This window comes from Erysipelothrix piscisicarius (assembly GCF_003931795.1).
Lineage (GTDB): Bacteria > Bacillota_I > Bacilli_A > Erysipelotrichales > Erysipelotrichaceae > Erysipelothrix > Erysipelothrix piscisicarius.
Map to the genome: position 1 here is coordinate 1,125,418 of NZ_CP034234.1, position 22,361 is coordinate 1,147,778.

Here is a 22,361-nt window from a genome sequence, read left to right on the forward strand (position 1 = left end):
GTTAATTACCTCCTTCTTTTTTATCGAAGTGAACTTTATGGGTTACTGATGCGGGATAACTCCCTTTTGGTGCATCCATTCGTTTTTCAATCATATTTAAGATTTGAGTTGAGCATATTGTTAGGACAAGGTAGATAAGCGAAACAATAAAGAATGGCTCCATTTGTCGGTAATAGATACCGGTTAAACGGTTACCTTGGAAGAACAGTTCTGATACTGTAATCACATTTAATACCGATGAATCTTTAATATTTACAACAAATTCATTCCCAATTGCAGGGATTGCATTACGAATGGCTTGCGGTAAGATAACATAACGTAATGTTTGTGCCTCAGTCATGCCAAGTGAACGTGCAGCTTCATTTTGCCCTTTATCTATCGATTGAATTCCGGCACGAATGATTTCAGACATATAAGCAGAGGTATTAATCGAAATAATGATGATCCCTGCTGTAAGAGGGGAGATGGCAACTTCTAAACCACGTAAACCATAATAGATTAAGATTCCTTGAACCATCATTGGAGTTCCACGTAAATATTGAACATAGGCTGTGACAATAACATTCATTAAGCGTTTTAAAAGACGGGGAATCCCTTTATCGCGCTCGCTGATTTTAATTTGACGAAACCCTGCAATAACAAGACCAATAATCAAACCGAATGTTGTCCCAGTCAAGGCAATTAAGAGGGTAATTCCCAATCCATTTAAAAATAATTTCCAGTTGTTTTGAATAAGGAATCCAACACCGGCAAAGAATCCAGATGGCATTAATTTAGTTTGGTCTTCACTCGAACTTGGTTGTCGCTTAATGGCTTCGGACATCATGGCGTCACGTTGTTCAGGTGATAGTTTACTTAATGCATCGTTAACGTCATCAAGAAGCTTGTCATTACCTTTAGCAAGCCCAATTGAAACAGTTACTTCCTCTGCATCGACGATAAATCCGTTATTACCTTCAAACTCAACAATCGCTAAGTTTGGATTACTGCTTGTAATCGCAAGTGCAACGGGTTTTTCAGATACAAATGCATCAATGGCATTATTATTAACGGCGGTTGTTAAGAAAGGAAAGGACTCAAGGGGAACACCATGATTAACTGATGGAATTTGATCTACAAGCTGATCATGCATGGTTCCAATTTGTGCTGAAACATGCGCTCCGGAAAAATCGCTTAATGCGGTTGCATTTGCATAAGGACTGTCTTTTTTAGTAACTAAAACCATCTCACTTGTATAATAAACATCGGTGAAGTCAACTTCTTGACGACGTTCTTCTGTATTAGTCATCCCAGCAATAATGAGATCAATGTCTCCAACTTTTGCGGATTCCAATAGACCTTTAAATACTGCGTGTTCTTTGATTACCAGATTGCGATTGAGTTCGTTCGCGATGTGACGTGCCATCTGAACATCATAACCATCACAATAGCTATGTCCATCTGATAAAGGTTCTGTAAATTCAGTTTCTATCGACTGTGTCCAATTAAATGGGGCATAATTGCATTCCATTCCAACGACTAAATCATCCTGTCGCTGTGACGAGTTCGTACAACCGGTAATGGTTAGTAGAACGAAAAATATAAGTAATACTTTTTTCATGTTTTTGCTCTGCATAACATGTCTCCTCCTAAAATAAACAAAAAAAGACCCACGCTAGAGGTCCATATTGAAATAAGGATAGTCTAGCTCCACTTCACTAAGGAAGGAGTGTTATAGGTATTTCCTATAACCCCACAGTAAAAATTTGCGGTTTTTACCGTTCGGCGATGGTTGCCTTTTTGTATCTTCAAAGCCTGCAAGCTCCAATACATACTTATCTGCATCGCTACCTCTAATATTGTCTTTTAATAGACTTATCATATCACTCAGTGAAATTAAGTCAAGTTTGCTTTTGACTAGTTGTGAAAAACCTATATAATTTATAGGTAGAAATGAGGTTCTTATGGACGGTATCTTATGTATTAATAAACCACAAGAAATGACATCATTTGATGTGGTAGCGAAAGTACGAAAATTATTAAAAGTTAAAGTAGGCCACAGCGGGACGTTGGATCCAATGGCTACCGGTGTTTTAGTGTTAGCCGTGAATCAAGCAACTAAAGCACTTCCTTATTTAGGGTTGAACGATAAAACGTATCGCGGTAAGTGTAAATTAGGATTACGAACATCGACTGGAGATGTTTGGGGAGATGTCGAAGAACATGCGGATATCCCTGAAGTTTCTGAAACAATCGTATTAGCATGTTTTGAAACGTTAACGGGACCTCAAACACAACGTGTTCCTAAAGTTTCAGCAAAAAAAATAAATGGAAAAAAATCATACGAGTATGTATTTAACGATGAAGAAGTGAAACAACTTTATACAGATATAACAATTTATAAATTAGAACTTATTGCCATTGAAGGGGATGAAATTGAGTTTAGAGCTTTTGTGTCCAATGGTACATATATACGTACGCTTTGTGAAGATATCGGTGTTTTATTAGGGACTTTGGGAACGATGTCTGCTTTGGAACGTGAACAAGTCGGACCGTATAGACTTGAAGATGCTATAACATTAGAAGCATTAACACCCGAAGTTGAGTTGATATCGGTTAAAGATACAATTGCACTGCCTAAGATTGTTAATCCTCGCATGGAGGATTATGTTAAAAATGGAAAGAGACTTAAATTAGATATTGTTGAAGATCAAGTGCTTATCGATACAGGAGCATATTATGCTGTCTATGAGCGTGAACATGATACAACATTTAAATCAGTAAGAGGACTTTGGTAATGAAGCAAATTACAATACGAGACTATTTACAACTTCACCGTAATAACCATCAACTTGCAGCGTGTATTGGTTATTTTGATGGATTGCATCGAGGGCATCAAATATTAATTAATGAAGCAAAAAACATCGCACAACAATTCAATTATGAGACTGCGCTGATTACCTTCGATCCCGATCCATGGACCGTTCTTCATAATAAATCACATGTTAAACATTTAACACCGATCAAGGAAAAGGTACGTATTGCGGAATCATTAGGTATTGATTATCTGATTACGATAGAGTTTACAAAAGATTTATCAAAACTTTCACCCCTTGAATTTATTGAGAAAATTCTCGTTCCACTCAATGTTAAGACCTTAATTTGTGGTGCAGATTATAAATTTGGTTATCGTGGTGTGGGAACCGTTGAAGACTTAAATGAGATGGGTCACTATTGCTTTGATACCCACGTTGTTCTATTGGACCATGTTAATGAGCAAAAAATTGGTACAACAGCCATAACGCAAGCAATTTTAAATGGTGATGTCGAACAAGCTAATGACTTATTAGGACGTTTGTATGCGATTAGTGGATTTGTAGTAGGCGGTCAACATCGTGGCCGTGAGATTGGCTTTCCAACGGCGAACATGGATGTTGTCGATGAATATGTAATACCGAAGCAAGGCGTTTATGCTGGGTTTGTAGAAGTTAAAGGGAAAACCTATCAATCTGTTATTAATATTGGTCATAATCCAACATTTAATACGACTGAACACCTATCCCTTGAGACTTATATTCTTGATTTTGATGAGGATATTTATGGTGAAGTGATCAAACAATCTTTTGTGAAGCGACTACGTGATGAATTAAAATTTGAATCAATTGATGCACTTGTGACACAAATGCATTGCGATGTAAAAGAAGCGAGATTAATTTTAGATGAAATTGACCGCTGATTATAAAGAGATGCTCATCGAATCTTTTGGTGAGGCACAGTTTCAAAAAATAGTTGAAGCGTATCAGATGGATTCTGTACATGGATTACGATTGAACCCTTTAAAGCCGTGTACCTTACCGTTTAGTGGAACCGAATCCTTAATCAATCACCAAATCCTTATTCCGGATGACTATGCGAAGACGGTAACACATCCACTAAGTCATGCCGGTTGTTATTACATTCAAGATCCAACCGCAACGACACCGGTTACAGCGCTTCATGTAGAACCTCATGATATTGTTTTAGATTTATGTGCAGCACCAGGAGGAAAAACGACGCAAATTCTCAGTACATTGACGACCGGATTTCTAATCAGTAATGAAATTGACTCAAAGCGCAATATCAAACTTCAGCACAATTACGATCGTTGGGGATCAGAGCGGGGTGTTGTGACCCAGATGGATACGGATGATCTTGTGCACATACTTGCGAATACATTTGATAAGGTTTTGTTGGATGCGCCATGTAGTGGTGAAGGCCTCTATCGCCGTACCCCTGATTTTGCGCTTGAATATAAAAAAAGCGAAGCGTTACGCTTTAGCGTGCTACAAAAACTTTTACTTGAGAATGCTTTTACCGCATGTATTGATGGTGGTGTTATCGTATATTCGACATGCACCTTGAATTTTCATGAAAACGAACATGTGATTCTTTCTTTTCTGGAAGAACATCCAGAATGTCACTTAGAGGTTGTTGATCTTCCAGAAAAAAACGATGGTTATCTTGGTTTGGGAAATAAGGTTTCGCGCTATTTTCCATCAAAAGATGGTGAAGGACATTTTATAGCTCGAATTCGAGTATCTAAATCCAATAAAGAACGTCATCAATTAAAGTTTGGGAAACATAAGCCCACACCCTTTGACTGCTTTGATCGAACCCTTGTCGGTAACATTAAAGAACGTGCTGGCAAGCTCTATGGGCTGAGACATCGAGGTTTTCTTGAAGAACCACTTCATATAACCCGAGATGGTGTTTTTATGGGGGAAATCAAGAAAAATCGAATTGAATACAGCCATACACTTGCGCAATCGTTAAATTTTACCGATGCATTTGAACATCTTGAATTGGACCTAAAATCTGCATACCGCTACTTATACGGGCACCCTGTAAGGACACCGATTCAAGGCATGCATTGTGTTACCTATAAAGGACATGTTCTGGGTTTTGTTAAAGGTGATGGTAAGAAAGGGAACAATCGTTATCCCAAGGGATTACGAAATAACTTTGAGTCTTATTAAGAGGAGGTGGGGAACATGGTGGTAAGTAAACGAACAGCTATTACTAATATTAAAAAAGAAACGGCTTCATTTCTTGAAGAAAATATGAGACATTTTATCATTGATAATGCAGCCATGGAATTTTATGCAATGGCGATCGATGTAAATCCGCAAAACGGTATGTTAAGCATTTCGTTAAATACTGATTTTGATTTTAATAAAAAATTGCATCAATATCGCATTCAAAGTAATAACAACCGTTATAATGAACGTGAAGCCATTGAAACACTAAAATTCACAACCAATGAATGGCATTATCAAGCATTCGCATCATCTTGTCCCATTAGCCAAGAGCTCTATGATCACTATTTCAGACAAAATTTTGAAGCTTATCTTGAAATTATTACATCATGTTTAGTTGAATTTAAAACGACTGCAGTCTATGACGCAATTTCGAAATGTGATTGTTTTACAATTCTATGCAAAGCGGAAGAAGAACCTTATGCTATATCACTGGGACGCACCCAGCGCATAGAGGAGAAAATGTCGATTTAACACGGGTTCAGTGATAATTCGTAAACCTTTTGAGTTCTTTCTTTTGTTTAGATTTTTTTTCTGTTATAATTAGTTTAGTAGGTGATAAATATGTCAAATGAATATGTCTTAATTCAAAATGAGAAGACTGGTTTTGGTCAAATTGCAATTTCGAACAATGTTATTAATCATATTGTTCAGATTACAGTGAATGAAAATGATGCTATCTTTTTTGAAGATGGATCAGGAAAAAAATCATTGATCGTTTCAAACGAAAATGGTCACGTTAATGTAGACCTTAAAGTACGCGTTAAATATGGTAAAGATGTTGAACGTGTATGTCGTGCATTACAAAATGATTTGCAACGCAACATTGAATTGATGGTTGATTTCAGTAATACATCAATCAATATTAATGTTGTCGGATTTAAGTTTAATTAGAAGCAGGATTCTGCTTCTTTTACTGTGGAGGTTTTTTTATGGTAATGTCGCGATATAACGAACGACAAAATGCAATGTCAGCAATCTATATTCATCTCTTAAGAGAGCAAACTATGCAAGAAGTTCTTGAGGATAATCGTTTTGTTTCAGAAGTAGGGACGTTTATTCAAGATTTTAATTTGCAAGACGAGATGCTTCAAGTTGTGATGAATGTCGAAGCACGTAAAGATATTTATTCGCGAGCAATCGATCATTATTTAACGAAATGGCGTTTTGACCGTCTCGGTTTTATTGAACAAGCAATTCTTTTAATGGCTTGTGCTGAATTGGAACTCGGTTATCAAGATAAAGTTGTTATTGTTAATGAAGCGGTTAATCTCGCTAAAGATTTTTCAGATGAAGAGTCTTATAAATTAATTAATGGAGTCATTGATGCACTATGATAACTCAGGATGTAATTACGGTTACAGAATTTGTTCATGAATTAAAAGGTGTTATTGATCAACATCCTTCTTTTAAGAATGTCGCATTAGTCGGTGAGCTTTCTAATTTTAAAGCACATCATAGTGGGCATTTTTATTTTTCCCTAAAGGATGATAAAAGTAGAGTTACGTGCGCTATGTTCCGTCGCAGTGCAAGTAAAGTTTTATTTAAGCCAAAAGACGGTGATAAGGTTGTTATTTTTGGTCGCTGTGAAGTGTACACGGATACCGGTACGGTGCAAATTTATGCAGATCGTATGAATTTAGATGGTTTGGGTGATTTGTATATCCAGTTTGAGAAATTAAAAAAAGATTTTGAAAATCGAGGTTATTTTGATCCCAAGCATCGAAAGCCAATTCCTAAGTATCCTCAACGTATCGGCGTTATTGTAGGGGAGAAAAGCGCCGCTTATGCCGATATATCCCGTACACTTCAAGAGCGTTGGCCACTGGCACAACAAATTGATCTCTTGGCTTATGTACAAGGGGAGCATGCCTCTAACAGTTTGGTTCAACAAATCAAAACAGCACATCTTCAAAATATCGATACCATCATTTTAGGTCGGGGTGGGGGATCGATTGAAGACCTATGGGCATTTAATACACCCGAAGTTGTTGAAGCAATCTTCTCTAGTGAAATTCCAATTATTTCAGGTATTGGTCATGAAAGTGATGTTACATTATCAGATTTTGTTGCAGATTATCGTGCTGCGACACCCACTGCTGCAGCCGTTGCTGCAACACCGAATTGTGTCGAGATGAACACCATGATTCGTGATTATAAAAACCAGTATTATCTTGCAGTTCGAAATAAGTATCTTAGACGGATGGGTGACTTTACATACTTGATTCAAAGCAGTGCATTAAAAGATCCAATTCTTTTAGTCGAACGCAAACAACAAAAGTTAGATACGTTGACTGTCCGAATTACACATCAACAGACTTTATTTGATGAATCAAAGCGGATGCTTACACTGTTTACGAATCGAATGGAAAATTCGTTGCAGATAAAACAAAATAATTCACACCATGCGATTAACCAGTTTATGAGTTTAAGTACCACTACAATTCAACAGAAATTGAATCAATCATTACAAAAGTTCAATATGATGGAAAATCGATATGTCTTCTATTCGCAATATATTGAACGTAACATTAAACAAAATCAGCTCATGATTCAACAATATAATGGTCGCTTTCAGTCACTTGTGGAGCGGGACTTAAACTTGAAAAAAGAGCGTTTAAACGAGATACTTAAGTCACTTAAGTATCGTTCACCCTTGGAGGTAATTCAACGAAATCTTAACCAAGGGTATGTGATTCCACGTAAGAACGATACGCATGTTTTAAGTGTTGATGCACTGAATCTTAACGATCACATTCAGTTAGAATTTAAAGATGGATTTGTGGTGACACAGGTCATCAGTAAGGAGTCTAAAGATGAATAAAGATTTTAATTTTGAAATTGCAATGGCGCGTCTTGCGGAAATTGCAAATGAGTTGGAAAAAGACAGTCTTCCCTTGGATCAAGCAATTGTTCTTTTTGAAGAAGGTTTGAATTTATCCAAGCAATGTCAAGAACGTTTAAGCGGATATGAAAATCAAGTTAAAGCTTTAGTTCAAAAACATCAAGGGGAACAAAATGATTAAAGACATCGATAAACAATTATTTACAATTTTAGCGTATTACCCCGAGACCTCTGTTGTTAAAGAAGCCATGTCGTACTCACTAATGAGTGGAGGAAAGCGTTTAAGACCTCAACTCTTATTGGCGATGCTTCAAGATTTTGGTTGTGATTACCAAATTGGTCTATATCCTGCATGTGCACTTGAAATGGTTCATACCTATTCTTTAGTACACGATGATCTTCCTGCGATGGATGATGATGATATGCGACGTTTTAAACCAACCAATCACAAAGTGTTTGGTGAAGGTGTTGCAATTCTTGCAGGAGATGCACTTTTGACAGGGGCTTTTACAGCTTTGTCACAGGCGTCTTTAGATGCAGATGTTCTCGGAAAGTGTTTTGAAATTCTAGCGCGTAATGCTGGAAGTAATGGGATGATTTTAGGTCAAGAATTGGATATCGATGATCAAATCCAGCATATTGATGATCTCGTTGCGTGCTACAATCTTAAAACCGGTTGCTTATTTGCAGCGGCATTTGAAATGGCAGCCGTAATTGCAGGGCAGGATGCGTACCAAAAATTAGCTCATGAGTTGGGCTTATCCTTGGGCGTTGCTTTTCAATTCCAAGATGATCTTCTTGAAGTTACAAAATCTTCAGAGGAAATCGGGAAGAGCAATCAAAGCGATGCAGAACGCGATAAAACAACTGTTGTGAGTTTATTGGGTCTTGAACAAGCTCGCACCTTAACGGAATCGTATTTTTCAAGTATTAAAGATTTATTAAGAAAAATGAATATTGAAAATGGAAATCTGAAACAGATTATTGATGAAATGATGAGTCGCGAATTATAGGAGGCACGTCTCTTGTTTGAACAATTTAGCAAATCGTATGATATTAAATCTTTAACCGTTGATGAATTAGAAAAACTCAGTGATGAAATCGCTGTTTTTCTTGCGTCTAAAACGCGATATGAAGTGGATACTGTTATTGAAAATATCAATGTTCTTGAAACCACTCTTGCGCTCCATCATGTATTTGATCTGACTTGTGATAACGTAATTTTTGATGGTGGCAAGCAGGTAATGGTACATAAAATACTTACAGGCAGATCACAGGAGTTGATGCTTCGAAATTCAGGTTCGATGTACCTTGATGATCAAAATACGATGGATCGTTATAGTGGTGGAAAGCCAGGTGAAGGGTTGGGAGTTGCCTTGGCTTATGCTATTGAAAATCCGGATGTTCATAATGTAATTGTTCTGAATGACTACGCATTGAATTACGGTATTACGTACGAATCATTGGTTCAAATTAGTCGTTTTAAGCCAAATTTAACCATCATTTTAATTGATGAACAGCAGTCGCTTTTAAGACATTATACCTCGATGGATGCGTTAATTAAGTCAATTCGTATTAGCAAAACGTATACGGGTCTAAAAAAAGATGTTAAATCGATTTTAGATTCAAATCCAATCAGTAGACCCATACTTGCCACACTGACAAAGATAAGGGATGCAGTCAAAGAAACTGTCTTAGAACCAACTATTTTTAAGCAATTTGGGGTGGATTATCAAGGGCCAATCGATGGTCAAAATCTCAAGGAGTTAATCCGAGTATTTGAATTGTCAAAAAAATATAAAGGTCCGCATGTTATCCATGTGCAGACGCGTTTAAAAAATAAAAAACAACGGAAACTTGAATTTCCAACTTTTAAAACTGATCATGACCGTGCGGAAAATTATCATACTTATCTAGAAGCGATTGATTATCAATTAACAGATATTGCGCAAGATGACCCCGATTTATATGTGCTTTCGGATGCCTATAAACTTAAGGATTATTTGCCAACATTTGCGCTTACACGACCAGATCACTTTATGACGACGTCCGGATCAACACAAGCCTTAATCTCGATAGCACATGGACTTGTTCGTGAAGGAAAACATGTCCTTATATCAATTCATGCCTCCCAGCTTGAAGGTATTGTGATGCAACTACGTAATCAATTTTCAATCAAACAATGTCCCATTACAATTATTGTAAATGATTCTGGACTTAATCCAGAAGGCGATACGTATCGTCAAGGAATTTTTGATATAGGAATCTTTGCGAATCTTACACATTTTAAAGTGTATATGGGAAAATCAATTGTAGATACGATTTCAATTTTAGAACGGGTAATCCAAGAACCTCAAATTAGTGTGATCAGAATTCCGTCAGGTCTTGAGTATGTTGCCCCGAATAGCGAATTAAAACCAGTAAAGGGATGGCATCTTGAACATGATTTTTCATTTGATAGCTCTGGGGTAATTCTTTCTTTTGGACCCTCTATTAATGCACTTAAACAACGAATTCAATCCAACGACTTGGATATAGGATTAATTAATTGTACTGAAATTATGTATGTGGATCCTACTCTATTAGAAGAAATAATTAGATGCAACCTTAAAATTGTAGTCTACGATGTTGAAAGTACGAAAAGCGTTCTTTATCAGAATGTTCTTCAAAGCCTTTATCAGCGTGGTGCAAATAATGAGTGCATCGATTTACATGTTTCATGTATTCATTTAAATAAAACTTCAAAAGATGCGAAATCATCTCAAAAAATACATATTAATAATGTTTTTGATTATTTTCAGTAGTAAAGGAGGAATACCATGCTAACTCATTTGACGATTGACAATTTTGTACTGATTCACCATATTTCGGTGGATTTTTCAGATCATTTTAATGTTTTCACAGGTGAGACGGGAGCGGGTAAGTCTCTATTGGTCGATGCGTTAAATTTCGTTTCGGGACAACGAAGCAGCGCTTCGGTAGTTGGCAAAAATGGGAAAAGTGCTCGTGTCGAGGTCGCTTTTAATCTTGAAAAAGCACAGAATCTTACCAATAAACTTAAAGATTTTGATTTGTATGATGATGCGGATGAATATGCAGTCATTTCGAGAGAGATGAATTTGGAAGGACGCAGTATTTGTAGAATTAATCATCGTGTCGTTAACTTGTCGACGGTGAAGTCATGCTTGGATGGTGTTCTCGATATTCATTCACAGCATGAAACGCAATATCTTTTAAACCCGAAGAATCACTTGAAACTACTGGATGAGTTTGCTCAAAATGAAACAGTTCGTTCACAGTATCAAGAATTGTTTCATCTCTATCAAGCCACTGAAGCACGCTTAAACAATCTTGAAAACAGTAATATTAATCCCGATGAGATTGAATTCGGAAATTTTCAGCTTAATGAGATTAATGATCTCAATCCGAGCCTTGATGATTACCATCAAACGAAACAAGATTTAGAAATGTTGTCCAATTTTGAGAAAACAAAAACATTTACGAACGCATTAGAGGATATTTTGGATGGTGACGAGGGTGTCGTAGGGAAACTCTATGAGTTTTTAGATCGTATTGATGTCCTTCGAGATGAAACGCTTCAAGAGCGGTTTAAACATGTTTATTTTGAAGCTGAAGATCTTCGAGATGAGTTGGTACGATATAACAGTGGTTTGGTTTTTGATGAGTATGAATTTAATCGTCTACAAGATCGTGTCTATCAATATGATCAATTAATTCGGAAATATGGTTCAATCGATGGTGTATTAAAAAAACAAGAAGCATTGATTCAACAGATTGAACAAGCAGAACATTTTGATGATTTTAAGATTGATTTAGAGAATGAATTGAGAGCCGTACAGCTTCAATTGAGTGAAGCAGCGCAATATTTATCACAATCACGTTTTAAAGCTAAAGCGGATCTAGAAGCTGCAGTGATTGCACAACTTGATGATCTCTTGTTGGAAAATGCGCAATTTGTAATTGACCTTAAAAACTCAAGTTTAACGTTAGATGGTGCGGAGACTGCACATTTTCTTGTATCGATGAATAAAGGGATTCAACCTTCTCCATTAGAGCGTGTAGCAAGTGGTGGAGAACTTTCTCGCTTAATGTTGGGTTTAAAAACGATTTTCAGTTCAATTTATGGCGTATCTACACTTATTTTCGATGAAATCGATACGGGAGTTAGTGGTCGAGTTGCGCTCAAAATTGGTTCTAAAATGAGTAAAATTTCTCAAACATCTCAAGTTTTGACGATTTCGCATCTCGCTGCAGTTGCAGCTTGTGCAGATCATCATTTCTTGATTTCTAAAAATGAAGTCAATGATGAAATTGTCACGGATATTCAAGAAATTACTGAAGATGACCGGATTCATCAAATGGCACTCATCATGTCAGGAAATGTCACGGAAGCCGCTCTATATTCTGCCAAAGAACTTCTTAAAGAAGGGCAACACTTACGATGGCACAAGTAATCTTTCATATTGATATCAATGCATTTTATGCCAGTGCTCATTTAATTGCGGATGCAAGTTTGTATGGAAAACCGGTAGTCGTATGCAGTAACCATAGAGGATCCGTGATTACAACTGCCTCTTATGAAGCACGTTCATTTGGAGTGAAATCGGCTATGCCGCTGGCTCATGCCAAGCGGTTATGTCCCAATTTAGTGGTTATTGAAGTAGATTTTGAACTCTATCAGGATTTATCGGTTAAGTTTATGAATCTTATCCGCAGTTATTCAAGCCTAATGCAACCCGCTAGTATCGATGAATGTTATGTTGATATGACGGAAGTAATTAAAAACTATGAGAAACCACTCGATCTTGCAGTTGAAATCCAACAAAAAGTTTGGGATGAATTAAAACTTCCGATTTCAATTGGCGTCGCACCCAATAAATTCTTAGCTAAAATGGCGAGTGATATGCAGAAGCCACGAGGCATCACGGTTTTAAGAATTCGCGAAGTGCCACAAAAATTGTGGCCTTTACCCATTGAACTCATGCATGGAATTGGGAATAAAACAGTTCCTCGATTAAAAAAAATAGGTATTGAATCCATTGGTGATCTTGCGAATCAGAATGCAGACCATTTAAAAAATATTTTGGGAATTAATGCTCACAATTTTGTTCAAAAAGCAAATGGATATGATCATTCAAAGATTGATACTGATGTAACGATGAAGTCAATTGGTCAATCAAAAACTTTTAAAGATGCTATGTCTGATCTCGATGAAATTCGAAATGCAATTTTAAACGAACTGGATGAAGTTATCCGGCGTATGGAACTTCAAAATGTAGTAGGGAAGACCGTATCTTTTTCAATTCGACTTGATGATTTCAAAACCGCCACACGTTCATTTACATTTGATGAATACACAAGTGATCAAAATTTATTATTTGAGCGTTTGATGAGCGTGTACGATGAATTTGATGGTCTTGGAGGTGTATCATTTATTTCTGTCACCATGACCAATTTAATGCCCAGAGATGAAATCATAGAGCAACTGAATATTTTTGATGATTTGGAGGAAGTTACGGTCAATGACATTATTCATCGGTTAAATAAACAGCTCAATCAAAATCTTTTTAAAACGACTCGTTCAGTTTTAAAGGAGGCAGCTTATGAAAAGCCAAGCGAATGATTTTATACATTATCTTCAATATATTGATCCTAAAGCTGCTTTAACCGTCACGTCCTATCAAAATGATTTAAACCACTATATTGATTATCTAGAAAGCGACGGTTTGACATCTTTACAAGAGGTTGATGCGGAAATAATTCGAAAGTATATTGATCGTATTCACGATGACTATGCGGCTTCAACACTTCAGCATAAGATCGTCGTAATTCGGCAATTTCATCAATATCTACTCAATAGTGGTCAGCTTCACCATGATCCGACAGTTTTCATTTCGGTCAAAATAAAGGTTCACGCATTCCACTCAGTGTATCGGAGGATGTAATCCGAAAGCTTTTTTCTTTTGATCGTGTTACCGGTAAAGATTATTTGGATTATGCGATTTTAATGCTCCTTTATCGATGTGGTCTACGCGTATCGGAGTGTGTTCATTTAGAGTTTTCACACGTTTATATTGACCAACAGTGGTTGCGAATTCTTGGGAAAGGGAACAAGGAGCGGATGATTCCCTTATCAGAAGATGCAATTGATAGTCTGAATGATTATCTGAATGACATTAGGCCGCAGTGGCTGATTCAATCATCAGATCGAATATTTATTAACGCAAAAGGCAAGGGAATCTCAAGACAATATATCGATTCTATGATAAAATCTAGATGTAAAGAAATGGGAATTACAACTCCGATTTCAGCGCATACTTTGCGACATAGTTTCGCAACAGCTATCTTAGACACAGGCGTAGACTTGCGTATTATTCAAGAACTCCTCGGTCATCAAGATATCTCAACAACTCAGATTTATACTCACGTAAATAAGAAGACATTGAAGCGAGAGTATGATCAGTATTTAAAAGGTGGTTTTTCGAATCAAGGAGGGAATAGAGATGAAGAAATTTGATCGAATTATTACAGTAGTAATGGACTCAGTTGGTGCCGGTGCAGCACATGATGCAGCGAAGTTTGGTGATGTTGGCACAGATACGTTAGGCCATATTGCAGAGGCAATGGATGGGCTTAACATGCCAAATTTGGAAAAACTTGGTCTTGGTAATTTACATAATATTAAAGGTGTATCTCAAGTTGAGGAACCTCAAGCATACTATACAAAAATGATTGAAGCTTCTAATGGTAAGGATACGATGACAGGACATTGGGAAATGATGGGTCTTTATATTGAAAATCCTTTTATCACGTTTACCGAGACAGGATTCCCTAAAGAACTCTTAGATGAGCTTGAAAAGCGTACCGGTTATGGCATTATTGGAAATAAGGCAGCAAGCGGAACTGAAATATTGGACGAGTTGGGTGAAGAGCACATGGCGACAAAGAAAATGATCGTCTATACTTCAGCGGATTCAGTGCTTCAAATTGCAGCACACGAAGAGGTGTTTGGTCTAGATGAACTTTATCGATGCTGTGAAATCGCCCGTGAGTTAACCATGAAAGATGAATGGAAAGTAGGTCGTGTTATTGCTCGCCCATTTGTTTGTGAGGGTAAAGGCGCATTTAAACGTACTTCAAACCGTCACGACTATGCTTTAAAACCATTTGGAAAAACGGCACTTGACTCGTTAAAAGAGAATGGTAACGATGTGATTAGTGTCGGAAAAATTGCAGATATTTTTGATGGAGAAGGTATTACCGAAGCTTATCGAACCAAGAGTAATGAGCACGGAATGGAAGAAACAATTCGTATTACTCGAGATCATAAGTTCAACGGATTTATGTTTGTGAATCTTGTAGATTTTGATGCAATGTATGGTCATCGTCGCGATCCAATTGGTTATGGAAAGGCTTTAGAAGCATTTGATGTTCAACTTGGAACGCTCCTTCAATATATTGGTGATCGTGATTTACTCATTATAACGGCTGATCACGGAAATGATCCAACGCACACAGGTTCAGACCATACTCGTGAAGAAGTACCTGTACTTTATTACTCACCATTTTTAGAAGGAAAAGGTCTCTTGAAAAAAAATAATACGTTCTCTGATTTAGGTGCAACAATCGTGGATAACTTTGGTGCAAAGCCGACTGAATATGGAACGTCGGTTCTTGAACAGTTAAAATAATTTAAGCACCAGATTTCTGGTGCTTTTCTAAAAGGAGGATCTATGAACTTTATAGAATTTTGTGATGCGGTTCGTGTTATAAAAGGTTATGTACTCTACGATCCACTTCAAAATTTACGCGAACAAGCCTATAATCCCGATTCGGTTGTAACGCTTATTCTGGAAGGGGAACGTATTTTCGTTGCGGATTTAAATGTAACCGAACGCTATACCTTAAACTCTAACCTATCATACCTTTACCGCCTTAATCATCAGTATAAAGATGCGCTTTACTATATGGAAAAGTGTATTGATTATGCTTATGGGACGCCCCATAATGAAATTCAGCTCATGAATCTCATTGATAAGGCAATAATTTTAAAATGTTTAAAATATTATGAAATTGCGATTGAACTCTTTGATTCACTTGAAACCCATGAACATTTGGATGAAATTCCACATGTTTTAGATCGAATCTATCATGAACGGGGTAAGTGTTTGCTTGAAATGAATGAATTTACGCTCGCAGAGTCTTATTTTAAGAAAACACTCGAGCTGCGTCTTTTATCTGAAAATGAAGATCTAATCAATGAGACTGAAGAGGCTTTAGAGTACACGCAATCAATCGAATTCAAATTAATTAATGGTCATGAGTATCCCATTTATATGGATGATTTGGTCCTTGTGGATGCATACTATGTACCTAGGGATACTGTACAATCGTATATCAAAGACCGTGAATTTTTTGCGATGAAGGCTCAAGATGTTTTCGCTACATTTTGTGCACGCGTCGAACGGAAATGGGAGAATACCGAGGAGGGCGAAGCGATTGTTGGTTATGATGAGCATAACACGATTGTTGCTTTGGTCCATCTAAATCCAAAGGGGATTGAACAGATGCTTCATGCTTATCAAAATCATGATTTAGAGTCCTATTTATTGAAACTGAATCAACTCAGCAGACAAATACAATAACAAGATATCATAATCTTGTTTTTTTTATTTTTCAAAATTCACTTGATTAAATAAAGTGACATGCTATAATATCCATGTTTTTACGAATCGTATATCATCACTAATATGGAGTGATAGTTTCTAGCCGATACCAATGAAAAGATCGGACTACGATAGGAAAAGTTCTTTTTCCTATTGGTAAAAACTTTTTTTATATTAAAATAGAATCTTTTTTATCATATATGTGTCTAATAAGGGACACGTTTCTACCTGATACCGTAAATATCAGACTATGATAGAAAGTGTTTTTTAGTTTTCTATCATTATGTTGATAGAAAGCTTTTATTTTGTTAGGAGGCGTCCATGAAACGTTTTAAAAATTCGGTGTATCTTTTTCCGGGATTATTACTCGTCGTTGTTTTTATGATAATTCCACTTGTGATTACCATTATGCCCACATTCATCAATAATGGTATTACATTTACAAACTATACATCTGTCCTTACGGATCCGTTTTATCAAAGTATTTTGATACGGACCATCCGTATTGGTCTGGTTACGACATTGATATGCCTTGTATTGGGATTTCCAACAGCCTATTTTATCGTAACTGGATCTGAATTGCGTCGGAAATTAACCATGGCACTCGTGTTATTTCCCTTATTTACAAACGCAGTAATTCGTGGGTTTGCCTGGATTACGATTCTCGGTAAGAACGTTTTTTTGAATCAAACACTCTTAAATTTTAATTTGATCCAAGAACCGATAGGATTTATGTATACAGAATTTTCAATTATCATTGGATCTGTTTATTTATTTCTTCCCGTTATGGTTAATACGTTGGTCTCCGTTTTATCGAAGGTTGATGGGAAATTAGTCGAAGCCGCACAGACTTTAGGTGCGAAAAGTGGTGCAATATTTAAAGAAATTGTATTGCCAGTCACATTCCCAGGAATTGTCTTGGGTTCGGTACTTGTTTTCACCGGAACAATAAGTGCCTATGTTACACCATCATTACTTGGTGGAAACAAGAATATGATGCTTTCTACGCTTTTGTATCAGCAGTCCAATGAGCTCATGAATTGGCAATCGGCAAGTGTCTTCGCATTTATCATGATTCTTCTTTCTGCAGGCATTATGAAATTAATGACCTACTTAAGTCATAAAGTTGATCAAAGGTGGATGTCTCATGAATAAAAGTCGTTTTCTCGATTGCATTGCTTATCTTGCGATAAGTTTTATTGGAATTCCTTTGATAATCATCACGGTGACAGCTTTTGGAGAAGCTCCGATTATTCAATTTCCAATTCAAGGATTTACGTTAACTTGGTTCTCTAAAGTGTTTCAATCTCAAGTATTTATGGAAAGTTTTGTATTAAGTTTGAAAATATCTGTATTGGCTACGATTTTATGTATGGTGATTGCAATTCCAGCTTCGTATGCACTCGTGGTAAATAAAGGGAAGTGGAGTGAGCGAATTAACTCAATTTTTCTCGCACCATCATTAATACCTTCAATTGTACTCGCTTATGCACTTTTTCAATACTTAGTGATTCAGCTTCATTTAAGTTTGAATATCGCTTTAATTATTGGTCATATGTTGATTGTATTTCCTTATACGATTCGAATAATTTGTGCCTCACTTCATGAATTTGACTTAAGCATTCATGAGGCAGCTGTTGTATTGGGCTGTGGACAATTGGAAGGCTTTGTGAAAGTTGTACTTCCAAATATCAAAGATGCATTAGTATCGGCAAGCATCATGGGATTTATTAATTCGTTTAATAATTTACCCGTTTCGATGTTTCTAAAAGGTCCGGGAATGAATACATTACCTGGGGCGCTCATGAATCATATTGAGTATAATTTTGATCCAGTAGTGAGTGCATTATCTGTTATTCTTATGGCATTTACAATGGTACTGATGTTTGTCATGGACAAAGGATTGAGTAAAAAAGGAGCGAATGTTTAATGAATTTTGCGGTATTAGATCAAATTAGTGTTTCTTATGATGGCAAACACAATGTGCTTCAAGATTTAGATTTAGAGATAAGAGAAGGGAACTTTTATCTCTACTTGGACCATCAGGGGGCGGTAAATCTACAAAGTTACGTACCATTGCAGGATTTAATGCAATTCGGACGGGAACATTTTATGTAGAAGATAAAAGAATGAATGAGGTTAAAACAAATGAACGAGATTTTGGAATGGTGTTTCAAAGTTATGCGTTATTTCCTCATTTAAGCATTCGTGAAAATATTGCCTTTGGGTTAAAACAACGAAAGGTAAATCGTGGCATGATTGCAAGTGAGGTTGAAGGAATGGCCCGTATTTGCGGTTTAACAGAACTGCTCGATCGTTATCCAGGTCAATTATCCGGAGGCCAGCAACAGCGTGTTGCACTCGCTCGAGCCCTTGTTATTAAGCCGAAGTTATTACTGCTTGATGAGCCCTTGAGTAATCTTGATGCTCAACTTAGGATTCAAATGCGGGAGGAAATACGACGAATACAACAAGAACTGAAGATTACTACTGTATTTGTGACCCATGATCAAGATGAGTGTTTTGCGATAAGTGATCGTGTTGCAATTATGAATAACGGCAAAATTGAACAACTGGACACACCTGAAGTGATTTATTCAAGTCCTCAAACGCATTATGTGGCGGAATTTGTTGGATTTGAAAACATAAAACCAATCGAAGATTTCAAGTTTTTAAATAATGGACAAGGTCTCATTGCTTCAAAAGATTATGTGTCGTCAAAATCGTTTGGTATTAGACCTTCAGACCTCATGCTCGGTTCGGGAATTAATGAAATGTCAGGACTCATTAGTTCTGTTGCATACCTAGGGAGTTGTTATCAATATCAATTAGAGACTGAATGTGGTGCATTTAAATTATGCACACAAGAAAAACTTCAGATTCATTCAGTCGTATCGTTTAGAATAAATCCAGAATCAATTGTCTTTATTTAGGAGGAAAATATGAAAAAGAAAATTGCATTAGCGCTTGTATTATTAATGGTAAGTGGATGTTCTCAAAAAAAAGAGACTCAAGAATTAGTTGTATCCTGATGGGGACTTAGTGAAGAAGTCTTAAGAAATGAGGTTTTTAAACCGTTTGAAGAAATGCATAATGTAAAGATTGTTTTAGACAGCGGTAGTACTTCAGAACGTTTTGCGAAATTCAGTAGTGGGGACAACAGTAACATTGATGTTATTGAGTTATCACAAAAAGCAGCAGATGATGGTTATCAAGCGGATTTATTTGAGAAAATAGACCTTAATAAATTGGAAAATGGATCAGCCCTCATTGATGCAGCTCAAGAAGTAACACGACGTGGTTATGGTGTACCTTATACAATAAATAGTATTGGTATCGTTTATAATACTGACACTGTTAAGGAGCCAATCGCATCATGGAAAGACTTATGGCGTGAAGATCTTGTTGGAAAAGTAGCAATCCCTGAAATTGCTTCTACATTTGGTCCTGCAATGATTCAAATGGCAAATGATTACAGTGGAGGCGATTTAAGCAGTGATAACGGTGAGAGAGCATTTGAAGGGCTAGAAGCGTTGCAACCAAATATTAAAAAGACTTATAAAAAATCCTCAGATCTCTCTGTCATGATGAGTACTGGAGAAATCGATGTTGCTGTTGTGGGTGATTTTGGTTTTGATGTCATAAAGAAATCTGTACCAACGGCTGAACTTGTATTCCCAGAATCTGGTACCTATGCAAACTTTAATACCATTGAAATTAATAAGAACTCAAAAAATAAAGAGCTTGCCTACAAATTTGTTGATTGGCGTTTAAGTCAAGTGCTACAAGAGAAAACTGCTGCAACACTGAATGAGGCGCCTGTTAATAAAAATGTTGTGCTTAATGACGAGGTTGCATTAAACAAAACCTATGGACCTATCGCTGAAAAGGCAAAAACACTAAATTACGAAGTAATGAATCCTCTAATGCCTGAGTGGATTGACCGTTACAATCGTTTGATGAACCAATAATGATTACAAAATTTACAGGTGCTTTCCTTTACAACACGGCACAGCGACAATTTGAAAAAGGAGACTTCTACATTCAAGATTCAATGATTTACCATATTGGGGAGGCAAAAATCAATCCGGATCATGAAATTAATGTAGAAGGCAAATGGATTATTCCTGGTCTTATCGATATTCACATGCATATTGAAAGTTCCATGACAAATCCAAATGAGTTCTCAAACACCGTGCTTCCAATGGGTACAACGACTCTTGTAGCGGATGCACATGAAATTGGTAATGTGTTTGGAACCGAAGGGTTGATTGATTTTATGGACATCGATACGAACCTTGATATCTTTTATGCAATTCCTTCTTCCGTTCCATCCACAAACCCATTTCTAGAGACTACAGGTGGAATTATTGATGAATCAGCGATTAGAACGCTCTGTAAACACCCTAAAGTGATTGCATTGGGTGAGATTATGAATTTCAAAGATGTCATTTCTGATGAAGATACCATGACTCGTAGAATTATTGAAACGTTTAAAGAATGCAAACCTGGATCACCAATTGAAGGCCATATTCCAAGAATAACAGGGCTTGAATTATCACGTTTTATTCAGCGAGGATTGGTTCAGATCATACATTGCAAACTCCAGAATCAATCCTTGAACGTACACGTATGGGCGTTTTAGTTCAAATGCAGGAAAAATCACTCAGTAGGGAAACAATCGCGACGCTTTGTGAGTATAAGCTTCACGGAAGCTTCTGTTTAGTAACCGATGATGTTATGCCCGATGACTTAATTCACAAAGGACATATGAACCATCTTATTCAATTGTGCATCAAATGTGGGATGCGCGCAGAAGATGCAATTTATGCAGCAACGCTAGTCCAATCACAGCGGATGCAACTGAATGATCGAGGTGTTTTATCTCCTGGAAAACTGGCAGACTTTATAATCCTTGATGATTTAGATGCTTTTGCGATCCAATCCGTATATAAAAAAGGGATTAACGTCCAAAATCTTGAGCATGAACACTTTCTTTTCGATGATGACTCAATATTTAATACTATCAAGCGAAATCCGATTACTGAAGCAGATATTGTATCTTCAATTTCAAAAATTAAAGGTGACGAAGCAACAATAAGAATTATGCACCGTGAAGTTACCAATACATTTACCGAAGAACAAAATCAATCCATTCCTGTGAGGGAAGGGGTCTTACAGTGGCAGGATGCAGGACTCACAATGATTGCGGTAATTGAGCGCTATGGACATCAAAGTCCAATTGCAATTGGTTTTACCGATAATGGTTTTACAGAGAAGGGGGCAGTTGCTACTTCTTGGACCCATGATCATCACAACATACTCGTTATGGGAACGGATGTACAAGATATGGTCAATGCCGTAAATCACTTAATTGATAAGCCAGGTGGTATTGTTTCCATCATCAACAAGAACATTCATTTCGTTCCTTTATCGTATGGTGGCATTGTCTCTACACAATCAATGGAATCTCTAGCACTTGATGTATCACAGATAAGACATGACTTAAGAACATTGGGTTATGAGGCTCAAAATGGATTAATGAGCTTTTCGGTTTTAGGCTTAATCGTATCACCAAGCTTAAAAATATCCGATAAAGTTTATGTCGATGTGAGAACTCAAGAAATCAAGCCATTATTTATAAATCCAAATATTACATAATATAGATTATACGAAGTTGTATATAAATAATAAAAAAAGACCGATATTAGTGTAGGGAACTGACCTAGTTCCGTGGGACTAAAGAAAAAAACCTCTTGTATGAGAATTATTGTA

23 protein-coding genes, 2 pseudogenes and 3 riboswitches are annotated in these 22,361 nt (G+C 36.8%); of the genes and pseudogenes, 24 read left to right on the forward strand and 1 reads right to left on the reverse strand.

All coding sequences use genetic code 11. From position 1 onward, the window contains the following. Position 1: 1 nt before the first annotated feature. The gene (locus tag EEI45_RS10025; protein WP_125164480.1) at positions 2 to 1,615 is read right to left on the reverse strand and encodes an ABC transporter permease subunit; all 1,614 of its coding nucleotides are present in this window, start codon (positions 1,613 to 1,615) and stop codon (positions 2 to 4) included. A 61-nt stretch (positions 1,616 to 1,676) separates the two neighbouring features. Next, positions 1,677 to 1,843, reverse strand: a riboswitch (Lysine riboswitch). 100 nt (positions 1,844 to 1,943) lie between these two features. On the opposite strand from EEI45_RS10025, the gene truB reads away from it, so the two are divergent. The 24 genes and pseudogenes from truB to EEI45_RS09340 all read left to right on the forward strand — a co-directional run bounded on the left by truB (position 1,944) and on the right by EEI45_RS09340 (position 22,247). After that, positions 1,944 to 2,777: a tRNA pseudouridine(55) synthase TruB gene (gene truB / locus EEI45_RS05685; RefSeq protein ID WP_125164481.1), complete on the forward strand. Its 834-nt coding sequence runs from the start codon at positions 1,944 to 1,946 to the stop codon at positions 2,775 to 2,777. Beyond that, a complete protein-coding gene (locus EEI45_RS05690) occupies positions 2,777 to 3,715 on the forward strand; it encodes a bifunctional riboflavin kinase/FAD synthetase (RefSeq protein WP_125164482.1) in 939 nt (312 codons plus the stop codon). The genes truB and EEI45_RS05690 overlap by 1 nt, the downstream gene beginning before the upstream one ends. Further along, positions 3,699 to 4,994, forward strand: a complete 1,296-nt coding sequence (locus tag EEI45_RS05695; protein WP_125164483.1) for an RsmF rRNA methyltransferase first C-terminal domain-containing protein — start codon at positions 3,699 to 3,701, stop codon at positions 4,992 to 4,994. The genes EEI45_RS05690 and EEI45_RS05695 overlap by 17 nt, the downstream gene beginning before the upstream one ends. Positions 4,995 to 5,009: 15 nt before the next feature. Continuing rightward, a complete protein-coding gene (locus EEI45_RS05700) occupies positions 5,010 to 5,528 on the forward strand; it encodes a DUF4303 domain-containing protein (RefSeq protein WP_125164484.1) in 519 nt (172 codons plus the stop codon). 90 nt (positions 5,529 to 5,618) lie between these two features. After that, positions 5,619 to 5,948, forward strand: coding sequence for an Asp23/Gls24 family envelope stress response protein (locus EEI45_RS05705; protein ID WP_125164485.1), 330 nt, complete (start codon positions 5,619 to 5,621; stop codon positions 5,946 to 5,948). A 44-nt stretch (positions 5,949 to 5,992) separates the two neighbouring features. Next, complete coding sequence (locus EEI45_RS05710) at positions 5,993 to 6,391, forward strand: transcription antitermination protein NusB (RefSeq protein ID WP_228410241.1); 399 nt, start codon at positions 5,993 to 5,995, stop codon at positions 6,389 to 6,391. After that, positions 6,388 to 7,878 (forward strand): exodeoxyribonuclease VII large subunit, encoded by a 1,491-nt coding sequence (xseA, locus tag EEI45_RS05715; RefSeq protein WP_125164487.1) that lies wholly within the window; start codon positions 6,388 to 6,390, stop codon positions 7,876 to 7,878. Before EEI45_RS05710 ends, xseA begins: the two co-directional genes overlap by 4 nt. Then, complete coding sequence (gene xseB / locus EEI45_RS05720; protein ID WP_123171450.1) at positions 7,871 to 8,080, forward strand: exodeoxyribonuclease VII small subunit; 210 nt, start codon at positions 7,871 to 7,873, stop codon at positions 8,078 to 8,080. Before xseA ends, xseB begins: the two co-directional genes overlap by 8 nt. Next, entirely contained in the window at positions 8,073 to 8,912 is an 840-nt protein-coding gene (locus EEI45_RS05725) for a polyprenyl synthetase family protein (RefSeq protein WP_125164488.1), read from the forward strand. The genes xseB and EEI45_RS05725 overlap by 8 nt, the downstream gene beginning before the upstream one ends. 12 nt (positions 8,913 to 8,924) lie before the next feature. Then, positions 8,925 to 10,703 (forward strand): 1-deoxy-D-xylulose-5-phosphate synthase N-terminal domain-containing protein, encoded by a 1,779-nt coding sequence (locus tag EEI45_RS05730; protein ID WP_125164489.1) that lies wholly within the window; start codon positions 8,925 to 8,927, stop codon positions 10,701 to 10,703. Between the two features lie 15 nt (positions 10,704 to 10,718). Next, the gene (recN, locus tag EEI45_RS05735; protein WP_125164490.1) at positions 10,719 to 12,374 is read left to right on the forward strand and encodes a DNA repair protein RecN; all 1,656 of its coding nucleotides are present in this window, start codon (positions 10,719 to 10,721) and stop codon (positions 12,372 to 12,374) included. Further along, on the forward strand, positions 12,362 to 13,543 hold the full coding sequence (gene dinB / locus EEI45_RS05740; RefSeq protein ID WP_125164491.1) for a DNA polymerase IV: 1,182 nt from the start codon (positions 12,362 to 12,364) through the stop codon (positions 13,541 to 13,543). Before recN ends, dinB begins: the two co-directional genes overlap by 13 nt. After that, positions 13,524 to 13,865 (forward strand): site-specific integrase, encoded by a 342-nt coding sequence (locus EEI45_RS09315; protein ID WP_228410242.1) that lies wholly within the window; start codon positions 13,524 to 13,526, stop codon positions 13,863 to 13,865. Before dinB ends, EEI45_RS09315 begins: the two co-directional genes overlap by 20 nt. Before the next feature lie 44 nt (positions 13,866 to 13,909). After that, on the forward strand, positions 13,910 to 14,437 hold the full coding sequence (locus tag EEI45_RS09320) for a tyrosine-type recombinase/integrase (RefSeq protein WP_267128101.1): 528 nt from the start codon (positions 13,910 to 13,912) through the stop codon (positions 14,435 to 14,437). Further along, positions 14,424 to 15,611, forward strand: coding sequence for a phosphopentomutase (locus EEI45_RS05750; protein WP_125164492.1), 1,188 nt, complete (start codon positions 14,424 to 14,426; stop codon positions 15,609 to 15,611). The genes EEI45_RS09320 and EEI45_RS05750 overlap by 14 nt, the downstream gene beginning before the upstream one ends. A 42-nt stretch (positions 15,612 to 15,653) precedes the next feature. Beyond that, a complete protein-coding gene (locus EEI45_RS05755) occupies positions 15,654 to 16,565 on the forward strand; it encodes a hypothetical protein (RefSeq protein WP_125164493.1) in 912 nt (303 codons plus the stop codon). Positions 16,566 to 16,632: 67 nt separating this feature from the next. Beyond that, a riboswitch (purine riboswitch) is annotated at positions 16,633 to 16,735 on the forward strand. A 25-nt stretch (positions 16,736 to 16,760) separates the two neighbouring features. Next, positions 16,761 to 16,857, forward strand: a riboswitch (purine riboswitch). A 50-nt stretch (positions 16,858 to 16,907) separates the two neighbouring features. Next, a complete protein-coding gene (locus EEI45_RS05760; protein WP_125164494.1) occupies positions 16,908 to 17,741 on the forward strand; it encodes an ABC transporter permease in 834 nt (277 codons plus the stop codon). Continuing rightward, positions 17,734 to 18,516 (forward strand): ABC transporter permease, encoded by a 783-nt coding sequence (locus tag EEI45_RS05765; RefSeq protein ID WP_125164495.1) that lies wholly within the window; start codon positions 17,734 to 17,736, stop codon positions 18,514 to 18,516. The genes EEI45_RS05760 and EEI45_RS05765 overlap by 8 nt, the downstream gene beginning before the upstream one ends. After that, a complete protein-coding gene (locus EEI45_RS09930) occupies positions 18,516 to 18,704 on the forward strand; it encodes a hypothetical protein (protein ID WP_267128102.1) in 189 nt (62 codons plus the stop codon). The genes EEI45_RS05765 and EEI45_RS09930 overlap by 1 nt, the downstream gene beginning before the upstream one ends. Next, positions 18,656 to 18,940 (forward strand): annotated as a pseudogene (locus EEI45_RS09325) (ATP-binding cassette domain-containing protein); the annotation flags it as partial. The gene EEI45_RS09930 and the pseudogene EEI45_RS09325, both read left to right, overlap by 49 nt. Before the next feature lie 420 nt (positions 18,941 to 19,360). Further along, complete coding sequence (locus tag EEI45_RS09935; RefSeq protein WP_267128165.1) at positions 19,361 to 19,519, forward strand: hypothetical protein; 159 nt, start codon at positions 19,361 to 19,363, stop codon at positions 19,517 to 19,519. 138 nt (positions 19,520 to 19,657) lie between these two features. Beyond that, positions 19,658 to 20,557: pseudogene (locus EEI45_RS05775) on the forward strand (ABC transporter substrate-binding protein); the annotation flags it as partial. Continuing rightward, a complete protein-coding gene (locus EEI45_RS09335; RefSeq protein ID WP_228410244.1) occupies positions 20,557 to 21,231 on the forward strand; it encodes an amidohydrolase family protein in 675 nt (224 codons plus the stop codon). The pseudogene EEI45_RS05775 and the gene EEI45_RS09335, both read left to right, overlap by 1 nt. After that, positions 21,219 to 22,247 carry an adenine deaminase C-terminal domain-containing protein gene (locus EEI45_RS09340; RefSeq protein WP_228410245.1) on the forward strand — a complete coding sequence of 343 codons (1,029 nt, stop codon included), beginning with the start codon at positions 21,219 to 21,221 and terminating at the stop codon, positions 22,245 to 22,247. The genes EEI45_RS09335 and EEI45_RS09340 overlap by 13 nt, the downstream gene beginning before the upstream one ends. Positions 22,248 to 22,361 lie beyond the last annotated feature (114 nt).

Bases quoted from the DNA above. Each gene is read 5' to 3' on its own strand.
- EEI45_RS05765 (WP_125164495.1), top strand. From the start codon at position 17,734: ATGAATAAAAGTCGTTTTCTCGATTGCATTGCTTATCTTGCGATAAGT.
- EEI45_RS05695 (WP_125164483.1), top strand. From the start codon at position 3,699: ATGAAATTGACCGCTGATTATAAAGAGATGCTCATCGAATCTTTTGGT.
- EEI45_RS05725 (WP_125164488.1), top strand. From the start codon at position 8,073: ATGATTAAAGACATCGATAAACAATTATTTACAATTTTAGCGTATTAC.
- EEI45_RS09935 (WP_267128165.1), top strand. From the start codon at position 19,361: ATGTCAGGACTCATTAGTTCTGTTGCATACCTAGGGAGTTGTTATCAA.
- truB (WP_125164481.1), top strand. From the start codon at position 1,944: ATGGACGGTATCTTATGTATTAATAAACCACAAGAAATGACATCATTT.
- EEI45_RS09340 (WP_228410245.1), top strand. From the start codon at position 21,219: ATGGGCGTTTTAGTTCAAATGCAGGAAAAATCACTCAGTAGGGAAACA.
- xseB (WP_123171450.1), top strand. From the start codon at position 7,871: ATGAATAAAGATTTTAATTTTGAAATTGCAATGGCGCGTCTTGCGGAA.
- EEI45_RS09335 (WP_228410244.1), top strand. From the start codon at position 20,557: ATGATTACAAAATTTACAGGTGCTTTCCTTTACAACACGGCACAGCGA.
- EEI45_RS05690 (WP_125164482.1), top strand. From the start codon at position 2,777: ATGAAGCAAATTACAATACGAGACTATTTACAACTTCACCGTAATAAC.
- EEI45_RS09930 (WP_267128102.1), top strand. From the start codon at position 18,516: ATGAATTTTGCGGTATTAGATCAAATTAGTGTTTCTTATGATGGCAAA.
- EEI45_RS10025 (WP_125164480.1), bottom strand. From the start codon at position 1,615: ATGCAGAGCAAAAACATGAAAAAAGTATTACTTATATTTTTCGTTCTA.
- EEI45_RS05710 (WP_228410241.1), top strand. From the start codon at position 5,993: ATGTCGCGATATAACGAACGACAAAATGCAATGTCAGCAATCTATATT.
- EEI45_RS05750 (WP_125164492.1), top strand. From the start codon at position 14,424: ATGAAGAAATTTGATCGAATTATTACAGTAGTAATGGACTCAGTTGGT.
- EEI45_RS05755 (WP_125164493.1), top strand. From the start codon at position 15,654: ATGAACTTTATAGAATTTTGTGATGCGGTTCGTGTTATAAAAGGTTAT.
- dinB (WP_125164491.1), top strand. From the start codon at position 12,362: ATGGCACAAGTAATCTTTCATATTGATATCAATGCATTTTATGCCAGT.
- EEI45_RS09315 (WP_228410242.1), top strand. From the start codon at position 13,524: ATGAAAAGCCAAGCGAATGATTTTATACATTATCTTCAATATATTGAT.
- EEI45_RS05700 (WP_125164484.1), top strand. From the start codon at position 5,010: ATGGTGGTAAGTAAACGAACAGCTATTACTAATATTAAAAAAGAAACG.
- recN (WP_125164490.1), top strand. From the start codon at position 10,719: ATGCTAACTCATTTGACGATTGACAATTTTGTACTGATTCACCATATT.
- EEI45_RS05760 (WP_125164494.1), top strand. From the start codon at position 16,908: ATGAAACGTTTTAAAAATTCGGTGTATCTTTTTCCGGGATTATTACTC.
- EEI45_RS05705 (WP_125164485.1), top strand. From the start codon at position 5,619: ATGTCAAATGAATATGTCTTAATTCAAAATGAGAAGACTGGTTTTGGT.
- xseA (WP_125164487.1), top strand. From the start codon at position 6,388: ATGATAACTCAGGATGTAATTACGGTTACAGAATTTGTTCATGAATTA.